Raw genomic sequence first — 19442 nt, 5'->3', positions numbered from 1 at the left:
AGGGATTTGCCGAAAATAAGAACGTTTTAAGGAGGTTCTATGTCACGAATCAGACTTGCATTGGCTACGGCCCTTTTGGGGACACTCGCTGGCTGCTTTAGGTTTGAAACAGGGAATCCACCCACAACAACCCCTGAAAAGGAGTATCGCAAACTAAAACCTTACCCCTTGGGATCGGGAAACGCATTGGTCGCGATAAACTCAGATCCGACTAACGTCTTAGTCGAGGTGATCGGCCCTTGCGAAAGTGATGCCGAGGCCTCTGCAGCAGCGATGAGACCCGATGAGATTGCCGAATTTGTTTGTGGTAAGGGGAAAAAATTTCGGATCACCTCGCCTGTACGTGACTTCTTCCAACTCCAGACAACATGTCACGAAGGTCGCTTCCAGCAGCTTATTGGCAGGCTCTGTCAATTACCCCCGCTCTCCTGTGAACCAAACCAATCTTTCAATTGTCCCTAGCAGGATTCTGTCCATAATCAATTGACGTCTGCCAGATTCCGAGTGCAAAGGAAGGAATCATCAGGAAGGCCGACAAAAATCCAATCGCCGGTAGGGCAGAAACAGCACCAAGTATATTGACCCCTCCCATTGCCAAGCCAATACACGACGACTTTTCTTCCTTTTCATTCGTGGAAAGGAAAAAAAAGTTAACCAAACTTATCAACATAACCAAAAGTCCTGAAAGAATGGGGAGTGTTCTCCCGGCAAGAAATGCAGATCGATTCCACCGGGCAAATCCAAGGGCCGCCTGTTCCGCCTGTACGATGCTTCCTCTCCCTATGAAAGATTTTGAGGAAGAAACAAAATAAAGCGCACTCAAAACAGAAGGAGCACCGTACACAATATCCATTGTGGAATAAAGGATCGTCGAAAGCCTCCTGGAGGGAGGGGTATTTTCATCCGGTTTCAGGTGTTCCTGAAGTAGCTTGAAAATCCCCGTGACAGCAATAATACCAGAACCGATCGCCGAGGCTATTTGACCTCGAGCCAGCATCGTTTGTGAAAATAAGGACGAGACACGCGTCGCTTGAGAGGTCCCTAAAAGATAATGGATGGAGCGCATCGCAAAGAAAAAGACACCGAGTGTATCTCCTATGATGATACCGAACTTTAATGGATCTCCAGACGGCTCACCGATGTTGCCAAACAGACGGATCCCTTGGGAGATGAGAAATCCGGCGCTTGTTGCCGCCATCCATGGCATTGCCGCTCGATGAAGCGTTGTTGGCAGATCAGAAGAAGGACCAACGGAGGGATAAAAGAGACGCCGGCAAATCCTTCCTGTCCTTTTTTCAGGATCATAAAGATTCCTCGCCCAGGAAGGGGCCTGGGAAAACATCCCATCGAGAGACCCTGTTTCATATTCCGATGCCGCAATACGATATGACGGAATAATATTGGCGAGGGAGCTCACCGCAAGCGCTGCCGCCGCAAATTCCTGACGGAATACAATATGTCGGTTGTAAGGATCTTGGGCGATAGGTTCAGCCATTGGAGTCATCATCGAAAGAATCGCCCGGCAGTTGCTCCTTAAAACATAAACCGTCTCATCGAAACATTCAGCAGCAATCCTATCCCGATCAGGATCGTCACGAGGGAAGAGCCACCGTAAGAAAGGAGCGGAAAGGTCACCCCTGTCAACGGGATGAGCCCTAACACGCCGCTTAAATTGATCACTGTCTGCCAAAAAAGGAGGGCCGTTATCCCCAAGGCCAGAAAAAACCCGAACCGGTCCCTCGCCTTCCGTGTAATTTCAAGTCCGAAGACAAAAAGAGCGCCGTAGAGCCCCAAAACAACCATGGAACCCACAAAACCCCATTCCTCCGCCAGAACCGGAAAGATAAAATCAGTATGCTTCTCGGGGAGAAAGAGAAGCTTGCTGTGCATCCCCTTGAGATAGCCATTTCCTAAAATTCTCCCTGAGCCTACTGTGATCTTCGACTGAAGGATATGATACCCTTTCCCGCGAGGATCAGCCCCAGGATTCACAAAGGCCTCGATCCGCGCCCGCTGATGAGGAGAGAGAACAAATTGATAGGCAGTCGTCCCGGCAATGAGGATAAAGGCAAAACAGAAAAGCAAAACCTGCCGTCGAATACCGACAAAAAGCAGCAAGGTGACTGAAACAACAAGAAAAAAAAGAGCAGAACCTAAATCTTTTCCTAACACAATGAGAAACAATGGAAGCGCTGACAAAAATCCTGGAAGCAAGAGATCGACAAAACCATATCCCCCTTTCTCTTTTAAATGATCTGAGAGATAGCGGGAAAGAACGACCACAAGGGCCAGTTTTGCAAATTCTGATGGCTGAAATGTCAAGGGTCCCACAACAAGCCAGCTACGATTTCCAGCAACTGTCTTTCCAAAAAAAACAACCAGAATCAGAAGGAGAAGGGAGACTCCATAAGCCGGATAGGCCAGTCGAATCAGAATCCGATAATCAAGGATCAAAAAGAAAACGCCAACCCCCGTACCAATCACCAGCCAGGTGATTTGCGACCACAAGAGAGGAGAGGTCTCTCCTCGAGCCAAATTATAGGTGGCGCTGTGGAGATTCAGAATCCCGATAAAAACCAAGGCGACGGTGACACCCAATAGGGGCCAGTGAAAGTGAGAACGGTAAGTTTTATTCAACATTCTTACTTCTCCTTCGAAATCTCAAAAAACTTTTCGATAACCTTCTTGGCAATCGGCGCGGCAGCCGAGGCACCAAAGCCACCATGCTCGACAAGAACCGCAACGGCAATTTTTGGATCCTCTACTGGAGCAAAGGCGACAAACCAGGCATGATCACGAAATTGCTCCCCTCCTCCGACCCTCCGCCTCCCCTCCTCACTGATCACCTGGGCGGTCCCTGTCTTGCCTCCCATAGAAACGAGGGAGGAACGACTCCCATGGGCTGTCCCTGAAGGACTCGCAACAACATCTCCCAATGCAGTGCGGACAATCTCCAATGTCTCTTTTGAAACTGAAATCTTTTCTGAGGGAATCTCTCCCGCTTCTTTTAAAAGAGTCGGACGAATCCTGAGACCACCATTTGCGACCGAAGAGACAAGCAGCGCATTCTGAAGCGGAGTTACGAGAACCGATCCTTGCCCTACCGCAATAGACAAGGTCTCTCCAGGGAGCCAAGGCTGACCAAAGAGCTTTTTCTTCCAAGCCTCGGTAGGGATCAGCCCTTTCTTTTCCTCCTCCAGATCCAAACCGGTTCTCTCTCCCAAACCGAAAAGAGCGGCATACTTTGCCAAACGATCAACCCCCAATTTCAGGCCAACCTGGTAAAAATAGGTATCACAGGATTCGGCAAGGGCCCTCCGAAGATCGGTGAGACCATGCCCCCCTTCGCGCCAACAGTGAAAGAATCTTCCACCAAAATGAAGACCGCCGGCGCAGTTTATCTTTTCCTCGGGTTTAATGACCTTTTCTTCAAGTGCTGCGATGGCGGTTAAAATTTTATACGTCGAGCCAGGCGGATAAGACTGAACCGCTCGATTGAGCAATAATTTCCTCGGGTCGGCAACAAGCTTCTGCCAAAAATCAGCTGTGATATTCGCAGAGAGGGCTCGAGGATCATAAGAGGGAAGACTCACAAGGGAAAAAATCTCTCCCGTATGAGGATCCAGGGCCACGAGCGCTCCACTTTGACCCTGAAATTGTTCTTCCGCATACCTCTGAAGCTCTCTGTCAATTGTCAAAATCAGATGACTCCCTGGAAGAGGGGCCTTTTTTTTCAGAAGATAGGCGACATCCGGCGTCGTAATTTCGCGACCTACCGCATCCACAACTTTAATCTGATGTCCATCCTCGCCTTTAAGAACAGTCTCCCACTGCTTTTCAATACCAGCGACTCCAATCAGATCCCCCGGCCAATATTTGTCAGGATCGCTCTTCTGAAAATGTGTCAAATCCTCTTCTGAAATTTCCCTTAGATATCCGAGGATCGATGAAGCGGTAGAATCCAGCGGATAGCGCCTTAAAGGGCGCTGAACAATTTCGATCCCCCTCAGATCCCACGAATCCTCTTCCCCGACTGCTGTCACCTGGGCAACCTTCAGGCGAGCGGCAAGATCATACGAAATATCCGAAAAAATTCGTGAAGGATAGAAAGGGGGGAGACGTTTAGCCACCTGCCAGCTCGATTCAAATTGCTCCATAGGAAGAGAAATAAGATTTTCGAGGGTTTTTTGAAGCGCCGCCTTATTCACCACATATTGAGGAACCACAACTAGATCGAGTGAAGGTCTGTTATTAACAAGAACACGACGATGCCGATCCAGAATCGCTCCCCGAGTCGCCGGAATACGAATCTCCTTGAGCTTGTGTTCTGAAGCAAGCATCCAGAAGAAATGGCCCCGAACCACCTGGAGGTAACCAAGTCTGAAAATGATAAAAATAAAAAACGCGGCGACGGCCAGGTAACCAAAAATGACTTTTGAGGAGAGCTCTTTGACCCCTTCCTGAGAGAAATCAAGCATTACGTTCTCCTTCGAAGTTGCCCTTCTGCCTTAGAAACAAGATAGAAAAACCCAAGAAAAACAAATCCATGAAGTAAAGCTTGTCCTGTCAGCCAAAACCAGGATGGGAACAAGGTCTCTTCGTGAAAGAAAGCAGCCACAAGACCTTTTTGAAAAAAAACAAAAACAACTGTCCAGAGACCTCGCATCAAAATTCCTTCGAGAAACAAATGATTCTCCAGAATCTTTACGGTAAAAAAGACAATAAGATAAGATGTTGTCACGAGACCGACTGAAGGAACCGACCACGCCTCGAGAAGAAATCCAAAAAGAAGAATCAAAAGGCCTCCTTTTAAAAGAGAAAAGGTAAAACAGATATAAAAAATGACAAGGAGAGGGAGTTCCAATCGACAGGAAGCAAAAGGAAAATGGGGAAAAAACGCTTGGAACGATAAGGAAACCAGAAAAAGAAATGTCATCAGAAGAAGGCGTTTCAAGGTTTTAAGATTAAGACTTCTCTCAGTTTATAAAAATCAACAAAAGGGACGACGTCTCCATTGATAAAAACATCGAACTCCCCTTTGCGAACATTCCTCGTGGTCCCAATCGGAAGATTCTTTGGGAAAACCCCATCGAGTCCTGATGTCAGAAGGATGTCACTATCGGCAACCTCCTGAGAACTTTCCCACAACTCAAAAGCCCCCACAAAGATCTCTCTCGTAAAACCGAGGGCAACACCACGCCCCACGACAAGTCCCCTCGCCCCCGTTCTCTTGACCTCGGCATCCACAACACTCGTAGGGTCGGTAACCAAAAGAATCTGGGATTCATGAGGGTAAACCTTGATCACACGTCCTACCAACCCCTTCGATGAGAGAACCACCGCTCCACGCCGGATCCCTTCCTCTTTCCCGCGATCAACGGTCACTATTTGAAATTCGCCCACCGGAGAAAAACTGATCACACGAGCGGGGATCGTCTGAAAATCAAGATGCTTCTGAAAATCAATGAGTGCCGTTAATCGTTCGCTCTCACGGGCAATCCCTTCATAAAAAATTTCTTTGAGGTGGTATTGCTGAAGCTCGGAGCGCAACTTTTCGTTTTCTTTTGCCGTGTTGACGAGATAAAAATATCGGTGAATAACCGTGGAAATCTTTCCCCGAATTTCCACCATAGAATGAAAGACAGGGCTCAGCAACCAAACGGAAATCCGTTCAGACCAGCGGAGTTGACCTCCCATTCCCTGAGATGACTGATAATAAAAATAGGCTGGGGCAAGAAGAAGACCGATCAAGATAAGGATGACTCGATATTTTTTTAAGGGAGGACGCCTTGCCATTTTGGGTTAAAGAAAGGCTTCTAACTAATCGTTATCCCGCGAAGCGTATCCAACTGATCCAACGCCATCCCTGTCCCTCGAACCACACAGGTCATTGGATCCTCGGCCACCATCACCGGAAGCCCTGTCTCCTCACGAATCAGAACATCAAGATTTCGAAGCAAGGCCCCGCCTCCAGCAAGAAAAATCCCGCGATCAACAATATCGGCTGAGAGTTCTGGTGGCGTTCTTTCGAGGGCAACCTTGACGCTCTCAACAATCGCATTGACCGGCTCCTGGATCGCCTCACGGACCTCTTCTGAATTGATCTCAAGAGTTTTTGGAACTCCAGCAACGAGATCACGCCCCTTGACCTCCATGGTTCGAACTTCACTCTCTGGATAGGCAGTCCCGATAGCGATCTTGATCTGTTCAGCGGTCCGCTCTCCAATCAGGAGATTATATTTTCGCTTCAAATATTGAATAATCGACTCATCCAGCTTGTCCCCCGCAATCCGGAGAGACTTGCTAAAGACGATACCGGCCAGAGAAATAACCGCCACTTCCGTCGTCCCCCCACCAATATCAACAATCATATTTCCAGAGGGCTCCGTAATCGGTAGACCGGCACCGATCGAAGCGGCCATCGGTTCCTCGATCAAATAAACCTCACGAGCGCCGGCAGATTCTGCAGATTCGCGTACGGCACGTTTTTCCACTTCCGTAATCCCCGAAGGGACACAAATAATGATACGCGGGCGAATCAGGGTCTTCCGGTTGTGAGCCTTCCGAATGAAATAGCGGAGCATCGCCTCGGTCACTTCGAAATCGGCAATAACCCCCTCTTTCATCGGACGAATCGCCTCGATCGATCCGGGGGTCCGACCCAACATCTCCTTCGCCTCTTTTCCTACTGCAAGAACCCGTTTGGTTCCCCCCCGCGCGTCTTTTTGAACCGCAACAACAGAAGGCTCAAAGGCAATGATCCCTTTCCCCTTCGCATAGACAAGCGTGTTCGCTGTCCCAAGGTCAATCGCAAGATCATTGGAAAAAAGACCGATAATGGAATCGAAAATCATTGAATTCGCTTTCTAATCTTTCCATCCGGTCATGGCAATATATTTGTTGATTTTCAAGCATTTTCCAAGCTACTTCACCACAGGTGAATGAGCCTCTGGCTTTGCCAGGGCGAATGAAGGGGGACTGGGGGGATGGGGCCCGCTCCGCCGGAGGCGGAGGGGCAGCGATCCCCCCAATAAAAATGTTAGATCTACTTCGAAAAAGGGCTAGCTCCTGGGTCATCAAGATAACCCTCCTCTTGATTACGCTCTCGTTTGCCCTTTTTTTTGGCTACAACCAATTTGGAGGGGACATTCTAAATCAAAAACAGGCAATTGCACGTGTCGGGGAAAATCTGATCCCGCGGCAGAAGTTTGACCTTTTGTTGGAAGATACCCTCTCGAGGACCAAAGAGTCATTTAAAGAAGGGATGCCAAAAAATATTGAAGAGTTCCTTCGCCAGAATCTTTTGGATCAACTGATCTCACAGGAAGTCCTCTTTCTTTATGCGAGGAGTCTTGGAATTAACGCCTCTGATGAGGCATTGGCCCAGGAGATCCAGGGGAACCAAAATTTTTCCAAAAACGGGGTGTTTGACATCGAAGGTTATCATCAACGTTTTCGACCCTATTATCGACGGGCCTACGGAGAAGAGTTTGAAGACGCCTTAAGAAAAGACCTCATTCGAGAAAAACTCTTTCAGCTGGCTCAGGTCTCGTTTGAACCGTGGGAAAAGACCTTGGCAAAAACCCTCAAAGAAGGTGAATCCCCTGTTTCCTCAAACAGTCTCTTATTGCATTGGATCACAGAATTTCGTGAACAAAGAGAAATCGAACTTTATTAAGGCCCTGCTCGAAAAAGGAGCTGGAGTTTATGAGGTGGGAGGTACCGTTCGGGACCGGCTCCTGGGACTCGAACATAAGGACCGAGACCTTCTGGTCACCTCTCTGCCGCTCACAGAGCTTACCCATCTCTTGAAAAATTTCGGAGAGGTTCTTCTGGTCGGCAAAAGCTTTGGAGTCATCAAATTTTATCCGAAGGGAGAACCCCATGAGTCCTATGATATCGCCCTTCCGCGTCGTGAGATGTCGAGTGGACCGGGGCATCGGGATTTTGAAATCAGTTTTGATCCCTCGCTTCCGGCAGAAATCGATCTCTCCCGTCGCGATTTCACGATCAACGCGATGGCAAAAGAGATTGCGACAGACCGATTGGTGGACCCCTTTAATGGCCAAGAGGACCTTCGAAATCGGCTGTTGCGAATGGTTTCTGACAAGGCTTTTGAGGAAGATCCTTTAAGAATCCTGCGTGGGATCCAGTTTGCCGCCCGGTTTCAGCTCACGGTGGAAGAGAAAACCTATGAGGCGATGAGTAGAAACGCCTCCTTGATCAAAACAATCTCTGCAGAAAGGATCGCGGAAGAAATTCGAAAACTGCTGAGTGCCGAAAAACCCTCCTTCGGATTTATCCTGATGCAGAAAACAGGCGTCTTGAAAGATATTTTTCCTGAATTGGAAGAAAATGTCGGTGTGAAACAAGGAAACAAGTTTCAGGACGACGACGTCTTTATGCACACGATGCGAGTCCTGGATGCCTCTCGCAAAGATACAGCCATTCCGTATTCCGGAACTCTGGAACTGATGCTTTCTGCGCTTTACCATGATGTCGGAAAGGCAAGAACCCAAAGATTTGACCCTGCAAAAAATCGGATAACCTTTTATTGTCATCAAACCGTCTCTCGCAAGATGGCCAAAAAGAGATTTGAGGCACTGAAATTCTCAACCATTGGTCTCAAAACGGAAGAAACTCTGAACATGATTGAAAACCATATGTTCCAGACAAAATCGTTCTTTTCGGAACGGGCTATCCGCCGGTTCATCAATAAAATCGGTCCTGATGTTATCCTCAAACTTGTCGATCTGAGGATCGCCGACAACCGTGGTGGACGCTATCCCGAGGGAATCCGCGGTGTCCTGAAGCTCCGAAAGAGGATCGGCGAGGAACTGGAGAAAAAAACCCCTTTTAGTATCAAAGACCTTGCTATCAACGGACATGACATGATGAAGCTTGGTGTTCCAGAGGGGCCGCTCATCGGAAAGAGCCTGAAGGAACTCCTGGAGGTCGTCTTGGATGACCCTTCAAAAAACACCAGAGAGGAGTTGATGAAAATTGCCGAGGAAAAAATCAAAAAAGAAAAGAAATAAAAAGTTTGGTGAGAAAGAATTTGTGAAGGATCTTTGGGGGATGATGGAGGAACAGGCGAAGGCAAACCCAATGGTCGCCCGCCTTCATGAACGGCTCTCTCCAGAGTATGAACAGGTCTCTGAATTAGTGAAAAAACTTCTGATTTCCTCTCAAGAGACAGAAAAAGAGATCATCGAAAAACTCCTTGAGTTTCGGGATCGAGCCGTGCTTCCTATGATTGATTTTATTAAAGGGATCAAGGGTTCTCGTGGATGAAGCTCATCGGCCTCACAGGGGGGATCGCGAGTGGAAAATCGCTTGTCGTTTCATTTCTCAAAAAGAAAAAGATCCCTGTTGTCGACGCCGATCGGATTGCTCATGAGGTAATCAAACCAAAGAAGCCGGCCTATCGGGTAATCGTCACAGTCTTTGGTGACGGAATCCTAAATCCTGATAAGACGATCAATCGATCGATCCTCGGAGAGATCGTCTTTTCCCATCCCGAAAAGAGAAGGATCCTGGAATCAACCACTCACCCGGAAATCTTGAAAAAAATCCAAGAAGAAATATCAGGATTCAAGAGGCGCAAGGCGAAGATGGTTGTTATTGATGCCCCTCTTCTCTTTGAAAGCGGTCTCAACAAGAAGATGGATCTCAACGTTCTTGTTAAAATCGATCCGAATATCCAACTCAAGCGACTGATGAAACGAGATAAGCTCAGCGAGACTCAGGCGATGACACGAATCCTTTCACAAATGTCTACTGTGACGAAGGAAAAACTTGCTGATTTTGTTATCGATAATTCCGGGACAAGCAAACAGACGGAGAGGCAGCTCCTTAAAATCTTGAGCGTCTTGCTGGGCCTCGGTCACGATCGCGATCACCGCGCCCCCTGAACCCTCCGCCCTCACGACCTCGCCGGGGTCGCTCACTGCGCTCCCGTTCCGGTGGCGGAACCCAACCTTCCGGGGCCGGCATTGTTTGACGACGGGACAGGGCAACCTTTCCGTTGTCTTCAATCCGGATCACCTTGACATCCAGCTCATCCCCTTCATGAAGCAGATCCTCAACACGATTCACCCTCTGGTAATCGATTTCCGAGATATGAAGCAGGCCATCTGTATTAGGCAGAATATTAACAAAGGCACCGAAATCTGTCGTTTTGACAACCTTCCCCTTGTAAACCTTGCCCAGTTCAGCAACAGCGGTAAATCCTTTGACCCGCTCAACAGCCACCTGCATCACCTTTTCATCCGCGGCAAAAACCTTCACGGTACCATCATCCTCAACATCGATCTTGGCACCTGTCTCATCAATAATCCCTCGAATATTTTTCCCTCCAGGACCAATCAAAGCCCCAATCATATCCTTTGGAATCGTCAGTTGAGTGATTCTCGGCGCATAGGGAGAGAGGTTGTCACGTGAGGTTGAAATAGATTCCAACATTGTCTTCAAGATATGCAGCCGTCCTCGACGGGCCTGTTCTAATGCCTGTTTCAAAATTTCCTCGGAAATACCAGAAATCTTGATATCCATCTGCAGAGCAGTAACGCCTTTCTCAGTTCCTGCCACCTTGAAATCCATATCTCCGAGATGGTCTTCATCACCAAGGATATCCGAGAGGATCGCCACCTTCTCCTTCTCGGCAACAAGACCCATCGCAATTCCAGCAACAGGATCTTTGATCTTAACACCAGCATCCATCAAGGAAAGAGTCGCCCCACAGACTGTCGCCATCGAAGAAGAACCATTGGATTCCAGAATTTCTGAAACAACCCGGAGGGTGTAAGGAAATTCACTCTCAGACGGGATCATCCTCTTCAAGGCCCTCTCCGCGAGATTTCCATGACCGATCTCACGACGCCCGGGTGATCTTAAGAATTTAACCTCCCCAACCGAAAAGGGAGGAAAATTATAATGCAGCATGAATCGCTTCGTTGATTCCTCCAGCAACGCATCAATAATCTGCTCATCTTCGCCAGTACCCAGTGTGGTGGTCACAAGAGCCTGGGTCTCCCCACGCGTGAAAAGGGCCGACCCATGCGCACGAGGAAGAAGCCCGACCTGACAAGAAATCGGTCGTATCGCTTCGTAGTTTCGACCATCCACACGCCGTCCCTCTTCGAGAACCATCTTTCTCATCAAGAAATAATGAAGGTCCTCAAAGGCCTTTTCAATAACCCCTTCTTTTTTCTCGTCCTCTTCCTCAGGCAGTAACATCTCGGCTAAAACCTTTTCGTGAAGCTGGCTTACCGCCTCTTGTCTCTTCTGCTTCTCCGGAATTCGAATCGCCTTCCCCAAGGCATCTGCATAGCGATTCCTGACCTCCTGCTCGACTTCATTCCCTTCAGCTTCTTCAGGAACGGTCACAACAATCTTCTGTTTTCCAGCCTTTTCTCTCAATGCCTCCTGAATCTTTAAGATGGGTTGCACCGCCTCATGGGCAAACCGGATCGCAGCAAAAATCTCGTCTTCGGGGATCTCCTGCGCTTCCCCTTCGACCATGACGACAGCATCCCGGCTGGCGGCAACAATCAATTCAATGTCACTCGCTGACGATTCCTCAACACTAGGATTGCATTTGAACTGACCATTGACCCGACTCACACGAACACCGGCAATAGGTCCCTGAAAGGGGGCCTCGGAAAGCATGAGGGCCGTAGAGGCTCCAATCATCGCCAAGGTATCCGGCTCTGTACCCGGATCCGCAGAGAGTACCGTCGCGATCACTTGAACTTCATAATGAAATTTTTCGGGAAAAAGAGGACGAATAGGACGATCGATGAAGCGGCTTGTTAAAATTTCATGTTCACTGGGACGACCTTCTCTTTTAAAAAAACCTCCTGGAATCTTACCGGCAGCGAATGTCTTTTCGACATAATCACACGAGAGTGGTAGAAAGTCGGCGTCTTTTTTGGGTTCCTTGGAAACAACCGCCGTCACGAGGACAATGGTATCCTCACATTGAACAACAACAGAACCACCAGCCTGTTTAGCCATGCGACCGGTTTCTATAGTAACACGTTTACCGCCAAGATTGGCCTCTACTGAATACACCATGTTTTTGACTCCTTTTTTGATTAACTTTTGGGGAGGGAAATCACTGATAACTTACAACAGCCACTTTCCAATCAAGCAGCTCTGATAAATTATCAGGCAGCCCACTCCCTATTTTCTCAAGCCAAGTTCCTTCGCAACCCTATGATATCTAACCTGATTCCGCGTCTTCAAATAAGTCATGAGCCGACGCCTCTGCCCAACCAGTTTTAAAAGACCCCGACGCGACTGATGGTCTTTCAGGTGTGACTTAAAATGTCCATCGAGATGATTAATCCTCTCCGTCAAGAGAGCGATCTGGACCTCAGGAGACCCTGTGTCTTTTTCGTGAGTCTTATGTTTGGCAATCACTGACTGTTTTTCTATAGCCATATATTGTTTCAAGAAACTATCACAGCGTAAAACATTTTGTAAAGAGGCCTTTTATTTAAGAGCCTCTTCAACCGCCACAAAGATCTTTTGCCGGACCTCTTCCAGAGGCAAACCCTCGAACGTGCACCCCGACGCCCGGATGTGGCCACCACCGCCAAATCGGGCAGCAAGGGTAGCGACATCCACAAACTCTTTCGACCGAAAGCTGACCTTCCACTTTCCGTCCGGGGTTTCGCGAAACTGGATCGCCACTTCCACCGTGTTGATCGACCGCGGGTAGTTGATAAACTCGTCAATCAAATCGGAGCTCGCTCCAACCTCCTGGAACGACTGTTGCGAAATCACGATCGAGGCGTATCGTTTGTCCGACGAAATTTGAAGCGTCGGGAGGATCTTGGAGAGAAGCAGGATCCGCTCCACCGGGTAGTTATCATAAATATTCTTCGACACAATCCATGGAGAGACCCCCGTTTCGACGAGTTCCTTGGCGATGCCAAAGACCGAGGCATCGGTATTGGAATAACGAAAATTCCCGGTGTCGGTCACGAGTGTGGTGTAGATATTTTCTGCGATCGCTCGCGTGATCGGAATCCTCAGCTTTTTTAAGAGAGATCGAACGACGACACCGGTCGAGGCGGCAGTCGGCTGGATCAGATTAATATCCCCGGCCCGTCCACTCTTTCGATGATGATCAACAACGATCAACCTGCCACGATTCGGATGTTTTAGAAAAATTTCACCGACCCTCTCCGGCTCCGCACAGTCGACAATAAAAGCGGCATCAAAACATTCGTCTGCACTCAAACTTGACGTCACCTGCTTTGACTCTGAGAGGAAACGCAAGTTTCCCGGTACCGGATCAGCGTTATAAATTTTGACTTTTTTCCCAAGCTTCTTGAGCCCCAACCCCAGCGCGATCGCACTCCCGAGCGCATCGCCATCTGGATTGGCGTGGGTAGTAATGAGAAATGACCTCCCCTTGCGAATCTCTGCGATCACCCTCTGAAAGGGATCAGATTTTCGAGAAGAGCTCTTCGATCCTTTCCATTTCTTCCGATGTTTCGTCATAAAAAAAATCTATTTTTGGGATCAAGCGAAGCTTTAGCCTGGAAGCCAATGCTGATCGCAAATAACCTTTTGCCTTTTCAAGGGCCTGTTCAACGCTGATCCGATCTGCGCCCTTTGGTATTTCATAGTAAATTCTGGCGAATCCCAAATCTTTTGCCAAACGGATCCGGGTCACCGCAACATTTTTAATCCGTGGATCCTGCACCTCAAAAAGAAAGATCCCGCGGATCAACTGTTTCATCTCTTCCTGAAGCCTCTCCAGTCGATAGGTCGCCATCTAAAACTCCATAAGCTCAGTTTCTTTATCAATGATCTGTCCCAAATCCAGGGTTTCCATGAACCGGATTATCTGATCAGCAAGTCTCTGGAGGGGCTTGATCTCATTTCCGACAATCGCAAAGCCCAAAACAGCCCTCTGCCACAAATCATGCTGATCCACTTCAGCGACTGGCACTCCAAATTGATGACTCGTTTTTTCCTTCAGCTTCTGAACAAAATGCCGCTTTTCTTTCAAAGAGTGACATTCGGGGAAGAAAAAGGCGATCTTGCCAGCGACAATTTTCACAGCTCTTGTGCAATTTCCTCAATCGTAAAGGCTTCGAGAATATCATTGGGCTGAAGATCATTGAAGTTTTCGATCCCAATCCCGCATTCCAATCCCGCAAGCACTTCCCGGGCATCATCCTTAAATCTTTTTAACGAGGAGATTTTCCCCTCATAAACAACCCGACTGTCTCTCAAGACACGAACCATCGCCGGTCGTGAAAATTTTCCATCCACAACTTCAGAGCCGGCGATCGTTCCAATCTTGGAGACCTTGAAAAGTTCTTTCACCTTCGCGCGCCCCAAGTACTGCTCTTTTCTTATCGGTTTGAGAAGGCCTGTCATCGCCTTTCGGATATCGTCAACCGCCTCATAAATAATCGAGTACTTGCGGATCTCGACCTTTTCAGACTCGGCCGTTTCACGCCCCTTGGAGTCAGGACGGACATTGAACCCAGCAATAATCGCCTTTGAAGCGAGGGCCAACATCACATCGGATTCAGTGATCGCCCCAACCCCCCAATGAATAATCACCACTTTCACCTTTTCTGTGGAAAGTTTTACCAAGGCATCTCGAAGCGCCTCGGCAGAGCCATGAACATCGGCCTTGATGACCAATCGAAGCTCCGGAACAACCCCCTGCGAGACCTCTGAAAAAATATTTTCCAAACGAAGAGGGCGCGCAGCCGCCTCACGATCCTTGCGAACCGTCAATGCCCGATGGCTCGCAATGGCCCTTGAATCAATCTCTGAGGAGGCAACATCAAAACTCTCTCCAGCCTGCGGGAGCTCGGCGAGACCAAGGATTTCAACCGGCTGAGAAGATCCCGCCTCTTGAAGATTCTTTCCGGTGTCATCAATCAAGGCACGAATTTTGCCATAGGTAGGACCGACCACAATAGGATCCCCGACATGAATCGTCCCCTCCTGAACAATCACAGTCACCACGGGACCCCGACCTCGATCCAGTCTGGATTCAATGACAACTCCTCGGCCATGGGTCGTTGGATCCGCCTTGAGCTCAAGAACTTCCGACTGGAGAAGGATCATCTCGAGAAGCTCTTCGACCCCTTGTCCCGTTTTGGCCGAAACAGGAAGGATGATGGTATCCCCTCCCAGTTTTTCGGAGACAAGACCATGTTCCATTAATGCCCTCTCGACACGACTCTGATTCGCATCAGGTTTGTCAATTTTATTAACCGCAACAAGAATAGGAACCTTGGCCGCCTTCGCGTGATTGATCGCCTCGATCGTTTGAGGCATGACGCCGTCGTCTGCAGCGACCACAAGGACCACCAGGTCGGTCACCTTCGCCCCTCGAGCCCGAATCGCTGTAAAGGCCTCATGACCGGGGGTGTCCAAAAAGGTGATGTCTCCTTTTGGAAGATGAACCTGGTAGGCTCCAATATGTTGGGTAATCCCTCCCGCCTCACCGGCGGCGACCTGTGTCTTGCGAATCGTATCTAAAAGCGTTGTTTTTCCGTGATCGACATGACCCATGACCGTCACAACGGGGGGACGTGGTTTCAGAACTTCCCCTGACGGCCCCCTTTTCAAAACCTGAGATTCCTCAAAGGCAACGTTTTCAATTTCATACCCAAACTCATGAGCAATAAGAGTCGCCGTATCGAAATCGATGAGATGATTCACTGTCGCTACAATTCCCAAACCGATTAGTTTTTTGACAACATCAGGCAGCTTGATCCCCATCCGATGGGCAAGCTCGCCTACACGAATTGTAGTCTCGATCCTGATAAGCTTCTTGCTTGCCTTCGGAATCGTAATCTCGGTTTTCTTGAATTCCTTTTTGAGAACGACCCTCTTTTTCTTGGAGCTCTTCTCAGGTCGATAGACCCGCTCCAATCGCTCCGGACTGGTCGTCATCAATTCAGCCGCTTTTCTCAATCCACCGGCACGTTCGATCATTTCCATCTCAAGCTCATCCCGTGTCTTTCGCTTGACGACCTTCTTCGGCTTGTACTCTTCAGCAGAATCTTCCTTCCCCTCAACAGGAGGTAAAACTGCCGACGGAAGCGCCCCTTCTTCCTTTTTCTCTTCTTGAACAATCTTCGGTTGAGCCTCCTGAGTCTTAGGCTCCTCGGGAGAAGAAACCTGGGAAGGAAGAGGAGCAATCGGTGGAGGAGCTTCAGCAACAGCACGACGACGAATGATCGTCGATTTTACCCGTTTTTCTTCAACACTTGACTTCACATCCATAAAATAATTCCCTAGGCCCCTTCGGCCTCTCTCAGATCACCGGCAAGGATAGCCCGTCCATTCTCAATAAGTTGATTCGCCTTCGCAGGAGGAATCCCGGTTTTTTCCGAGAGTTGTTCTGGCGTCAACTGAACAACCTGCTGGAGCGTTGTCACACCAGCCGCAACCAGCAACTCCAATGTCTTGGAGCCAACTCCCTTGATGTTTTTGAGAGAAATCGCCTCTCCTCCGCCTTCGACTGTCTGTCTCTTCTGCTCCACATAACGAACCGCTGCGGTCCGGATATTTTCCAGTTTTTGAGGCTGAATTCCGGGGATTTTTTTCAAATCCTCAAAAGGGGTTTCAACGATCTCCTCTGGACTCCGGAAGGCCTGACTGTACAGAATGGTGGCATCCCCTTCATCGACGCCTAAGGCCTCGACAAGGGTTGCCTTCGCCTTCTTCGCCATCTCCTCGAGCTTGGTTTCACTGTAGATATCAATACTCCAACCGGTCAGCTCCGCAGCAAGACGGACATTTTGCCCCTTTTTCCCGATCGCCAATGAAAGCTGATCATCAGGAACAATAATCTCCATACTGTGATCTTTCTCATTAATAATAACCTTGGACACCTCAGCAGGTGAGATCGCATTGCAAACAAATTTCGCGGGGTCCTGATTCCAGGCAACGATATCGATCTTTTCTCCCCTTAATTCCTGAACAACGCTCTGCACACGAGACCCCTTCATGCCGACACAGGCTCCCACAGGATCGACATCAGAATCCCTCGAATAAACAGCTATCTTGGAGCGTGCCCCCGCCTCACGTGCTGCATTCTTGATCTCAACAATTTTTTCGCTAATTTCGGGGACCTCGAGTTCAAACAACTTCGTCATTAATTTTCTATCCCGACGCGAGAGGATCAGTTGAGGTCCATGAGGACTCTTGTCAATCGAGAGAAAATAGGCCTGGATTCGCTCCCCAGGCCGGTAACTCTCTGTCTTCACCTGCTCTCGCGGAGGAAGAATCGCCTCTGTCCTGCCCAAATCGACAATGATGGTTTTATTTTCGATTCGCCGAACAATCCCGGTGATGACCTCACCGACACGGTCTTTGTATTCGTTATAAATGATATCCCGCTCGGCATCCCGAACTTTCTGAATAATCACCTGCTTCGCCGTTTGTGCAGCGATTCTTCCCAAAAAAGAATTATCCAGTTTTTCGCCAATGGAATCACCGATCTTCGCATCGGGATCGAGCTTGCGTGCCTCTTCCAGACTCATTTCAGTCAGTTCATTGGTGATCTGCTCTGCCACGGTCCGAAACTGAAAAAGTTCGACCTCGCTGATCTCTTCATTATATCGCGCCTCGATCTCTCTTTCGTGACCATATCTCTTGCGAGCTGCCGTCAACATCGCTGATTCGAGCGCTTCAACAATCAATTCCTTTGGAATCGACTTATCCTTGCTGACAGTCTCAATGATTCGGTTTAAATCCTGCATCATAAATACCTCCTCTAAAAAACCAAATGCGCCCTCTTAATCTCACGAAACGGAAGCTGCCTGGAGCGTCCCTCCGACTGAATACTCACAACCCCCCCCTCAATCCCTTCGAGAATTCCCTTAAAGTTCCGCTGATTCTCGATCGGGTTTTCCAGCCTGATCGCCACCTTTTGCCCCACAAATCGCCTGAAATCAGCTTCCTTGATCAGTGGTCGATCAAGACCGGGGGTCGAAACCTCTAGGTGATAACGGAGAGGGATCAGCGCTTCCACCTCCAGAGGTGTTTCAATCTCACGGGAGACGCAGCTGCAATCACCAAGCGTCACCCCTCCTTCTCGATCAATATAAACGCGCAGGACCCACCTTCCCTGCTCACTCAGAAACCGAACATCGATTAGTTCAAAGCCGAGCAGGGTGAGGATCGGTTCCAGAACCCCCCGAACCTTTTCGAGGTCGACCTGCATAAAACCCCTATAAAGCAAAAAAGTGGGCTTAAGGCCCACTTCCGGAAATTGCCGAAAATGTAGTTACTTAGTAAACCAAAGCAAGGGGGCGTTGCAACTTCTATTTTTGGGGTTTGTAGCTGTGAACATTCTGATCCGCATGGGCGAGCAGTGCCCCGATTAGCACCACGAGCCAGGTGTAATAAATCCAGATCAGAAAGATCGGGACCATCCCCAGCGAACCGTAGAAGGCGTAATTCTTTATAATACGGGTCGCATAGAGGGTGTAGCCATATTTCGCGATCTCCCAGAGGGTCCCCCCAATAACACCCCCCATGAGCGCAGACCGGATCTTGACCTTCGTATTCGGCATGATCAGGTAAAGCCCGGTAAACATCCCCCAGGTAATGAGCCAGGGGATCTTTCCGATGAAAAACTTCTCGGCACCACTCAATGCCAAGATCTGGTTTACCAATTTGCTGCTCTGCAAGGCACCTGTCACGGTCAATGTGACCCCGACCAGAACAGGCCCGGTCGTGATCAATGTCCAATAGGTGGTAAATCGCCTGATAAAAGATCGGCTCTGCGGAATCTCCCAAATATCGTTAAACGCCTTCTCAATCGTGGCCAGAACCCCCACCACCGAAAGGATCAGAAGAAAAAAACCGATCAGGCCGACCGCACCGCTCCGAAAATTTTCGATGAACTGATCGAGATAACCGGTCACGGCAGTCCCGGTCCCTGTCGCCAGATTGGACAAGATCAGTGCCTTGATCGGTTCCGCTGATTTTTCCAGCCCCCCAAACGCCTTGAAAAGGGCAAAGGTCACCGCCAAAAAAGGGACAAGGGAAAGGAGCGTCGTGTAGGCGAGCGCCGTTGCCCGCACCGGAACCATCTTTTTCTGATACCCCTGATGGACAATCAAACCGACACGGCAGAGATAAAGGGGGATCTTTTTAAACCAACGGAGCGTTTTGAGATCGATCTCCCAGATCTCTGCTTGAAAAAAGCTTTTGGTTTTACGTGCTCGATCTTTGAGGGTCATGAAGGTTAAGCAGGAATCTACGTCATCTTTTATAACGAAGCAAGTTTTCCTGTAATTGCTTTTGTTTTTTATCTCTTGATCGTCAAGATGGGCGTGTATTAGATTGAATTGGATCGATGCGGGAGTAGCTCAGCGGTAGAGCGCAACCTTGCCAAGGTTGATGTCGCGGGTTCAAATCCCGTCTCCCGCTAAAACAAG

The 19442-nt window shown here is 48.8% G+C and carries 20 protein-coding genes and 1 tRNA gene; 6 read left to right on the top strand and 15 right to left on the bottom strand.

All coding sequences use genetic code 11. From position 1 onward, the window contains the following. Positions 1–39: 39 nt before the first annotated feature. Positions 40–462, top strand: a complete 423-nt coding sequence (locus HYT76_05155; protein ID MBI2082937.1) for a hypothetical protein — start codon at positions 40–42, stop codon at positions 460–462. Here HYT76_05155 and HYT76_05150 read toward each other — a convergent pair. The 6 genes from HYT76_05150 to HYT76_05125 form a co-directional block, all read right to left on the bottom strand. Beyond that, positions 449–1495, bottom strand: a complete 1047-nt coding sequence (locus HYT76_05150) for a hypothetical protein (GenBank protein MBI2082936.1) — start codon at positions 1493–1495, stop codon at positions 449–451. The two genes, HYT76_05155 and HYT76_05150, sit on opposite strands and share 14 nt — an antisense overlap. A 38-nt stretch (positions 1496–1533) precedes the next feature. Next, complete coding sequence (gene rodA, locus HYT76_05145; GenBank protein MBI2082935.1) at positions 1534–2640, bottom strand: rod shape-determining protein RodA; 1107 nt, start codon at positions 2638–2640, stop codon at positions 1534–1536. Between the two features lie 2 nt (positions 2641–2642). Beyond that, a complete protein-coding gene (gene mrdA / locus HYT76_05140; GenBank protein ID MBI2082934.1) occupies positions 2643–4478 on the bottom strand; it encodes a penicillin-binding protein 2 in 1836 nt (611 codons plus the stop codon). After that, positions 4478–4798 carry a hypothetical protein gene (locus HYT76_05135; protein ID MBI2082933.1) on the bottom strand — a complete coding sequence of 107 codons (321 nt, stop codon included), beginning with the start codon at positions 4796–4798 and terminating at the stop codon, positions 4478–4480. The genes mrdA and HYT76_05135 overlap by 1 nt, the downstream gene beginning before the upstream one ends. A gap of 152 nt (positions 4799–4950) precedes the next feature. Further along, positions 4951–5796: a rod shape-determining protein MreC gene (mreC, locus tag HYT76_05130; GenBank protein ID MBI2082932.1), complete on the bottom strand. Its 846-nt coding sequence runs from the start codon at positions 5794–5796 to the stop codon at positions 4951–4953. Between the two features lie 20 nt (positions 5797–5816). Continuing rightward, positions 5817–6854, bottom strand: coding sequence for a rod shape-determining protein (locus tag HYT76_05125; GenBank protein ID MBI2082931.1), 1038 nt, complete (start codon positions 6852–6854; stop codon positions 5817–5819). Positions 6855–6937: 83 nt separating this feature from the next. Here HYT76_05125 and HYT76_05120 point away from each other — a divergent pair, with 83 nt between their 5' ends. Genes HYT76_05120 through HYT76_05105 form a run of 4 tightly spaced genes read left to right on the top strand, consistent with a single transcriptional unit; the run spans position 6938 to position 9914 of the window. Continuing rightward, positions 6938–7678 (top strand): SurA N-terminal domain-containing protein, encoded by a 741-nt coding sequence (locus HYT76_05120; GenBank protein ID MBI2082930.1) that lies wholly within the window; start codon positions 6938–6940, stop codon positions 7676–7678. Then, positions 7650–9038 carry an HD domain-containing protein gene (locus tag HYT76_05115; protein MBI2082929.1) on the top strand — a complete coding sequence of 463 codons (1389 nt, stop codon included), beginning with the start codon at positions 7650–7652 and terminating at the stop codon, positions 9036–9038. Before HYT76_05120 ends, HYT76_05115 begins: the two co-directional genes overlap by 29 nt. Before the next feature lie 22 nt (positions 9039–9060). Then, a complete protein-coding gene (locus HYT76_05110; protein ID MBI2082928.1) occupies positions 9061–9294 on the top strand; it encodes a hypothetical protein in 234 nt (77 codons plus the stop codon). Beyond that, positions 9291–9914 carry a dephospho-CoA kinase gene (locus tag HYT76_05105; GenBank protein MBI2082927.1) on the top strand — a complete coding sequence of 208 codons (624 nt, stop codon included), beginning with the start codon at positions 9291–9293 and terminating at the stop codon, positions 9912–9914. The genes HYT76_05110 and HYT76_05105 overlap by 4 nt, the downstream gene beginning before the upstream one ends. On the opposite strand, the gene pnp is transcribed toward HYT76_05105, so the two are convergent. The 9 genes from pnp to HYT76_05060 all read right to left on the bottom strand — a co-directional run bounded on the left by pnp (position 9856) and on the right by HYT76_05060 (position 19244). Further along, positions 9856–12078, bottom strand: coding sequence for a polyribonucleotide nucleotidyltransferase (gene pnp, locus HYT76_05100; GenBank protein MBI2082926.1), 2223 nt, complete (start codon positions 12076–12078; stop codon positions 9856–9858). The two genes, HYT76_05105 and pnp, sit on opposite strands and share 59 nt — an antisense overlap. Before the next feature lie 108 nt (positions 12079–12186). Continuing rightward, positions 12187–12447 carry a 30S ribosomal protein S15 gene (gene rpsO / locus HYT76_05095; GenBank protein MBI2082925.1) on the bottom strand — a complete coding sequence of 87 codons (261 nt, stop codon included), beginning with the start codon at positions 12445–12447 and terminating at the stop codon, positions 12187–12189. A 51-nt stretch (positions 12448–12498) separates the two neighbouring features. Further along, entirely contained in the window at positions 12499–13515 is a 1017-nt protein-coding gene (locus tag HYT76_05090) for a bifunctional oligoribonuclease/PAP phosphatase NrnA (protein ID MBI2082924.1), read from the bottom strand. Then, the gene (gene rbfA, locus HYT76_05085; GenBank protein MBI2082923.1) at positions 13460–13792 is read right to left on the bottom strand and encodes a 30S ribosome-binding factor RbfA; all 333 of its coding nucleotides are present in this window, start codon (positions 13790–13792) and stop codon (positions 13460–13462) included. Before rbfA ends, HYT76_05090 begins: the two co-directional genes overlap by 56 nt. After that, a complete protein-coding gene (locus HYT76_05080) occupies positions 13793–14080 on the bottom strand; it encodes a DUF503 domain-containing protein (GenBank protein MBI2082922.1) in 288 nt (95 codons plus the stop codon). Beyond that, positions 14077–16275, bottom strand: a complete 2199-nt coding sequence (infB, locus tag HYT76_05075; protein ID MBI2082921.1) for a translation initiation factor IF-2 — start codon at positions 16273–16275, stop codon at positions 14077–14079. The genes HYT76_05080 and infB overlap by 4 nt, the downstream gene beginning before the upstream one ends. 11 nt (positions 16276–16286) lie before the next feature. Next, positions 16287–17759, bottom strand: coding sequence for a transcription termination/antitermination protein NusA (gene nusA / locus HYT76_05070; protein ID MBI2082920.1), 1473 nt, complete (start codon positions 17757–17759; stop codon positions 16287–16289). 11 nt (positions 17760–17770) lie between these two features. Beyond that, the gene (locus HYT76_05065) at positions 17771–18220 is read right to left on the bottom strand and encodes a ribosome maturation factor RimP (GenBank protein ID MBI2082919.1); all 450 of its coding nucleotides are present in this window, start codon (positions 18218–18220) and stop codon (positions 17771–17773) included. 100 nt (positions 18221–18320) lie between these two features. Continuing rightward, positions 18321–19244, bottom strand: a complete 924-nt coding sequence (locus HYT76_05060) for a YihY family inner membrane protein (GenBank protein ID MBI2082918.1) — start codon at positions 19242–19244, stop codon at positions 18321–18323. Between the two features lie 118 nt (positions 19245–19362). Between HYT76_05060 and HYT76_05055 the strand changes: the two genes are divergently transcribed. Beyond that, a tRNA-Gly gene (locus HYT76_05055) sits at positions 19363–19434 on the top strand. The last annotated feature ends 8 nt before the right edge of the window (positions 19435–19442 follow it).

The organism is Deltaproteobacteria bacterium, assembly GCA_016180845.1.
In the GTDB taxonomy this organism is placed as follows: Bacteria; UBA10199; UBA10199; order JACPAL01; family JACPAL01; genus JACPAK01.
The sequence above is the reverse complement of the archived record's forward strand: the minus strand, read 5'-3'. Positions and strand labels throughout refer to the sequence as shown.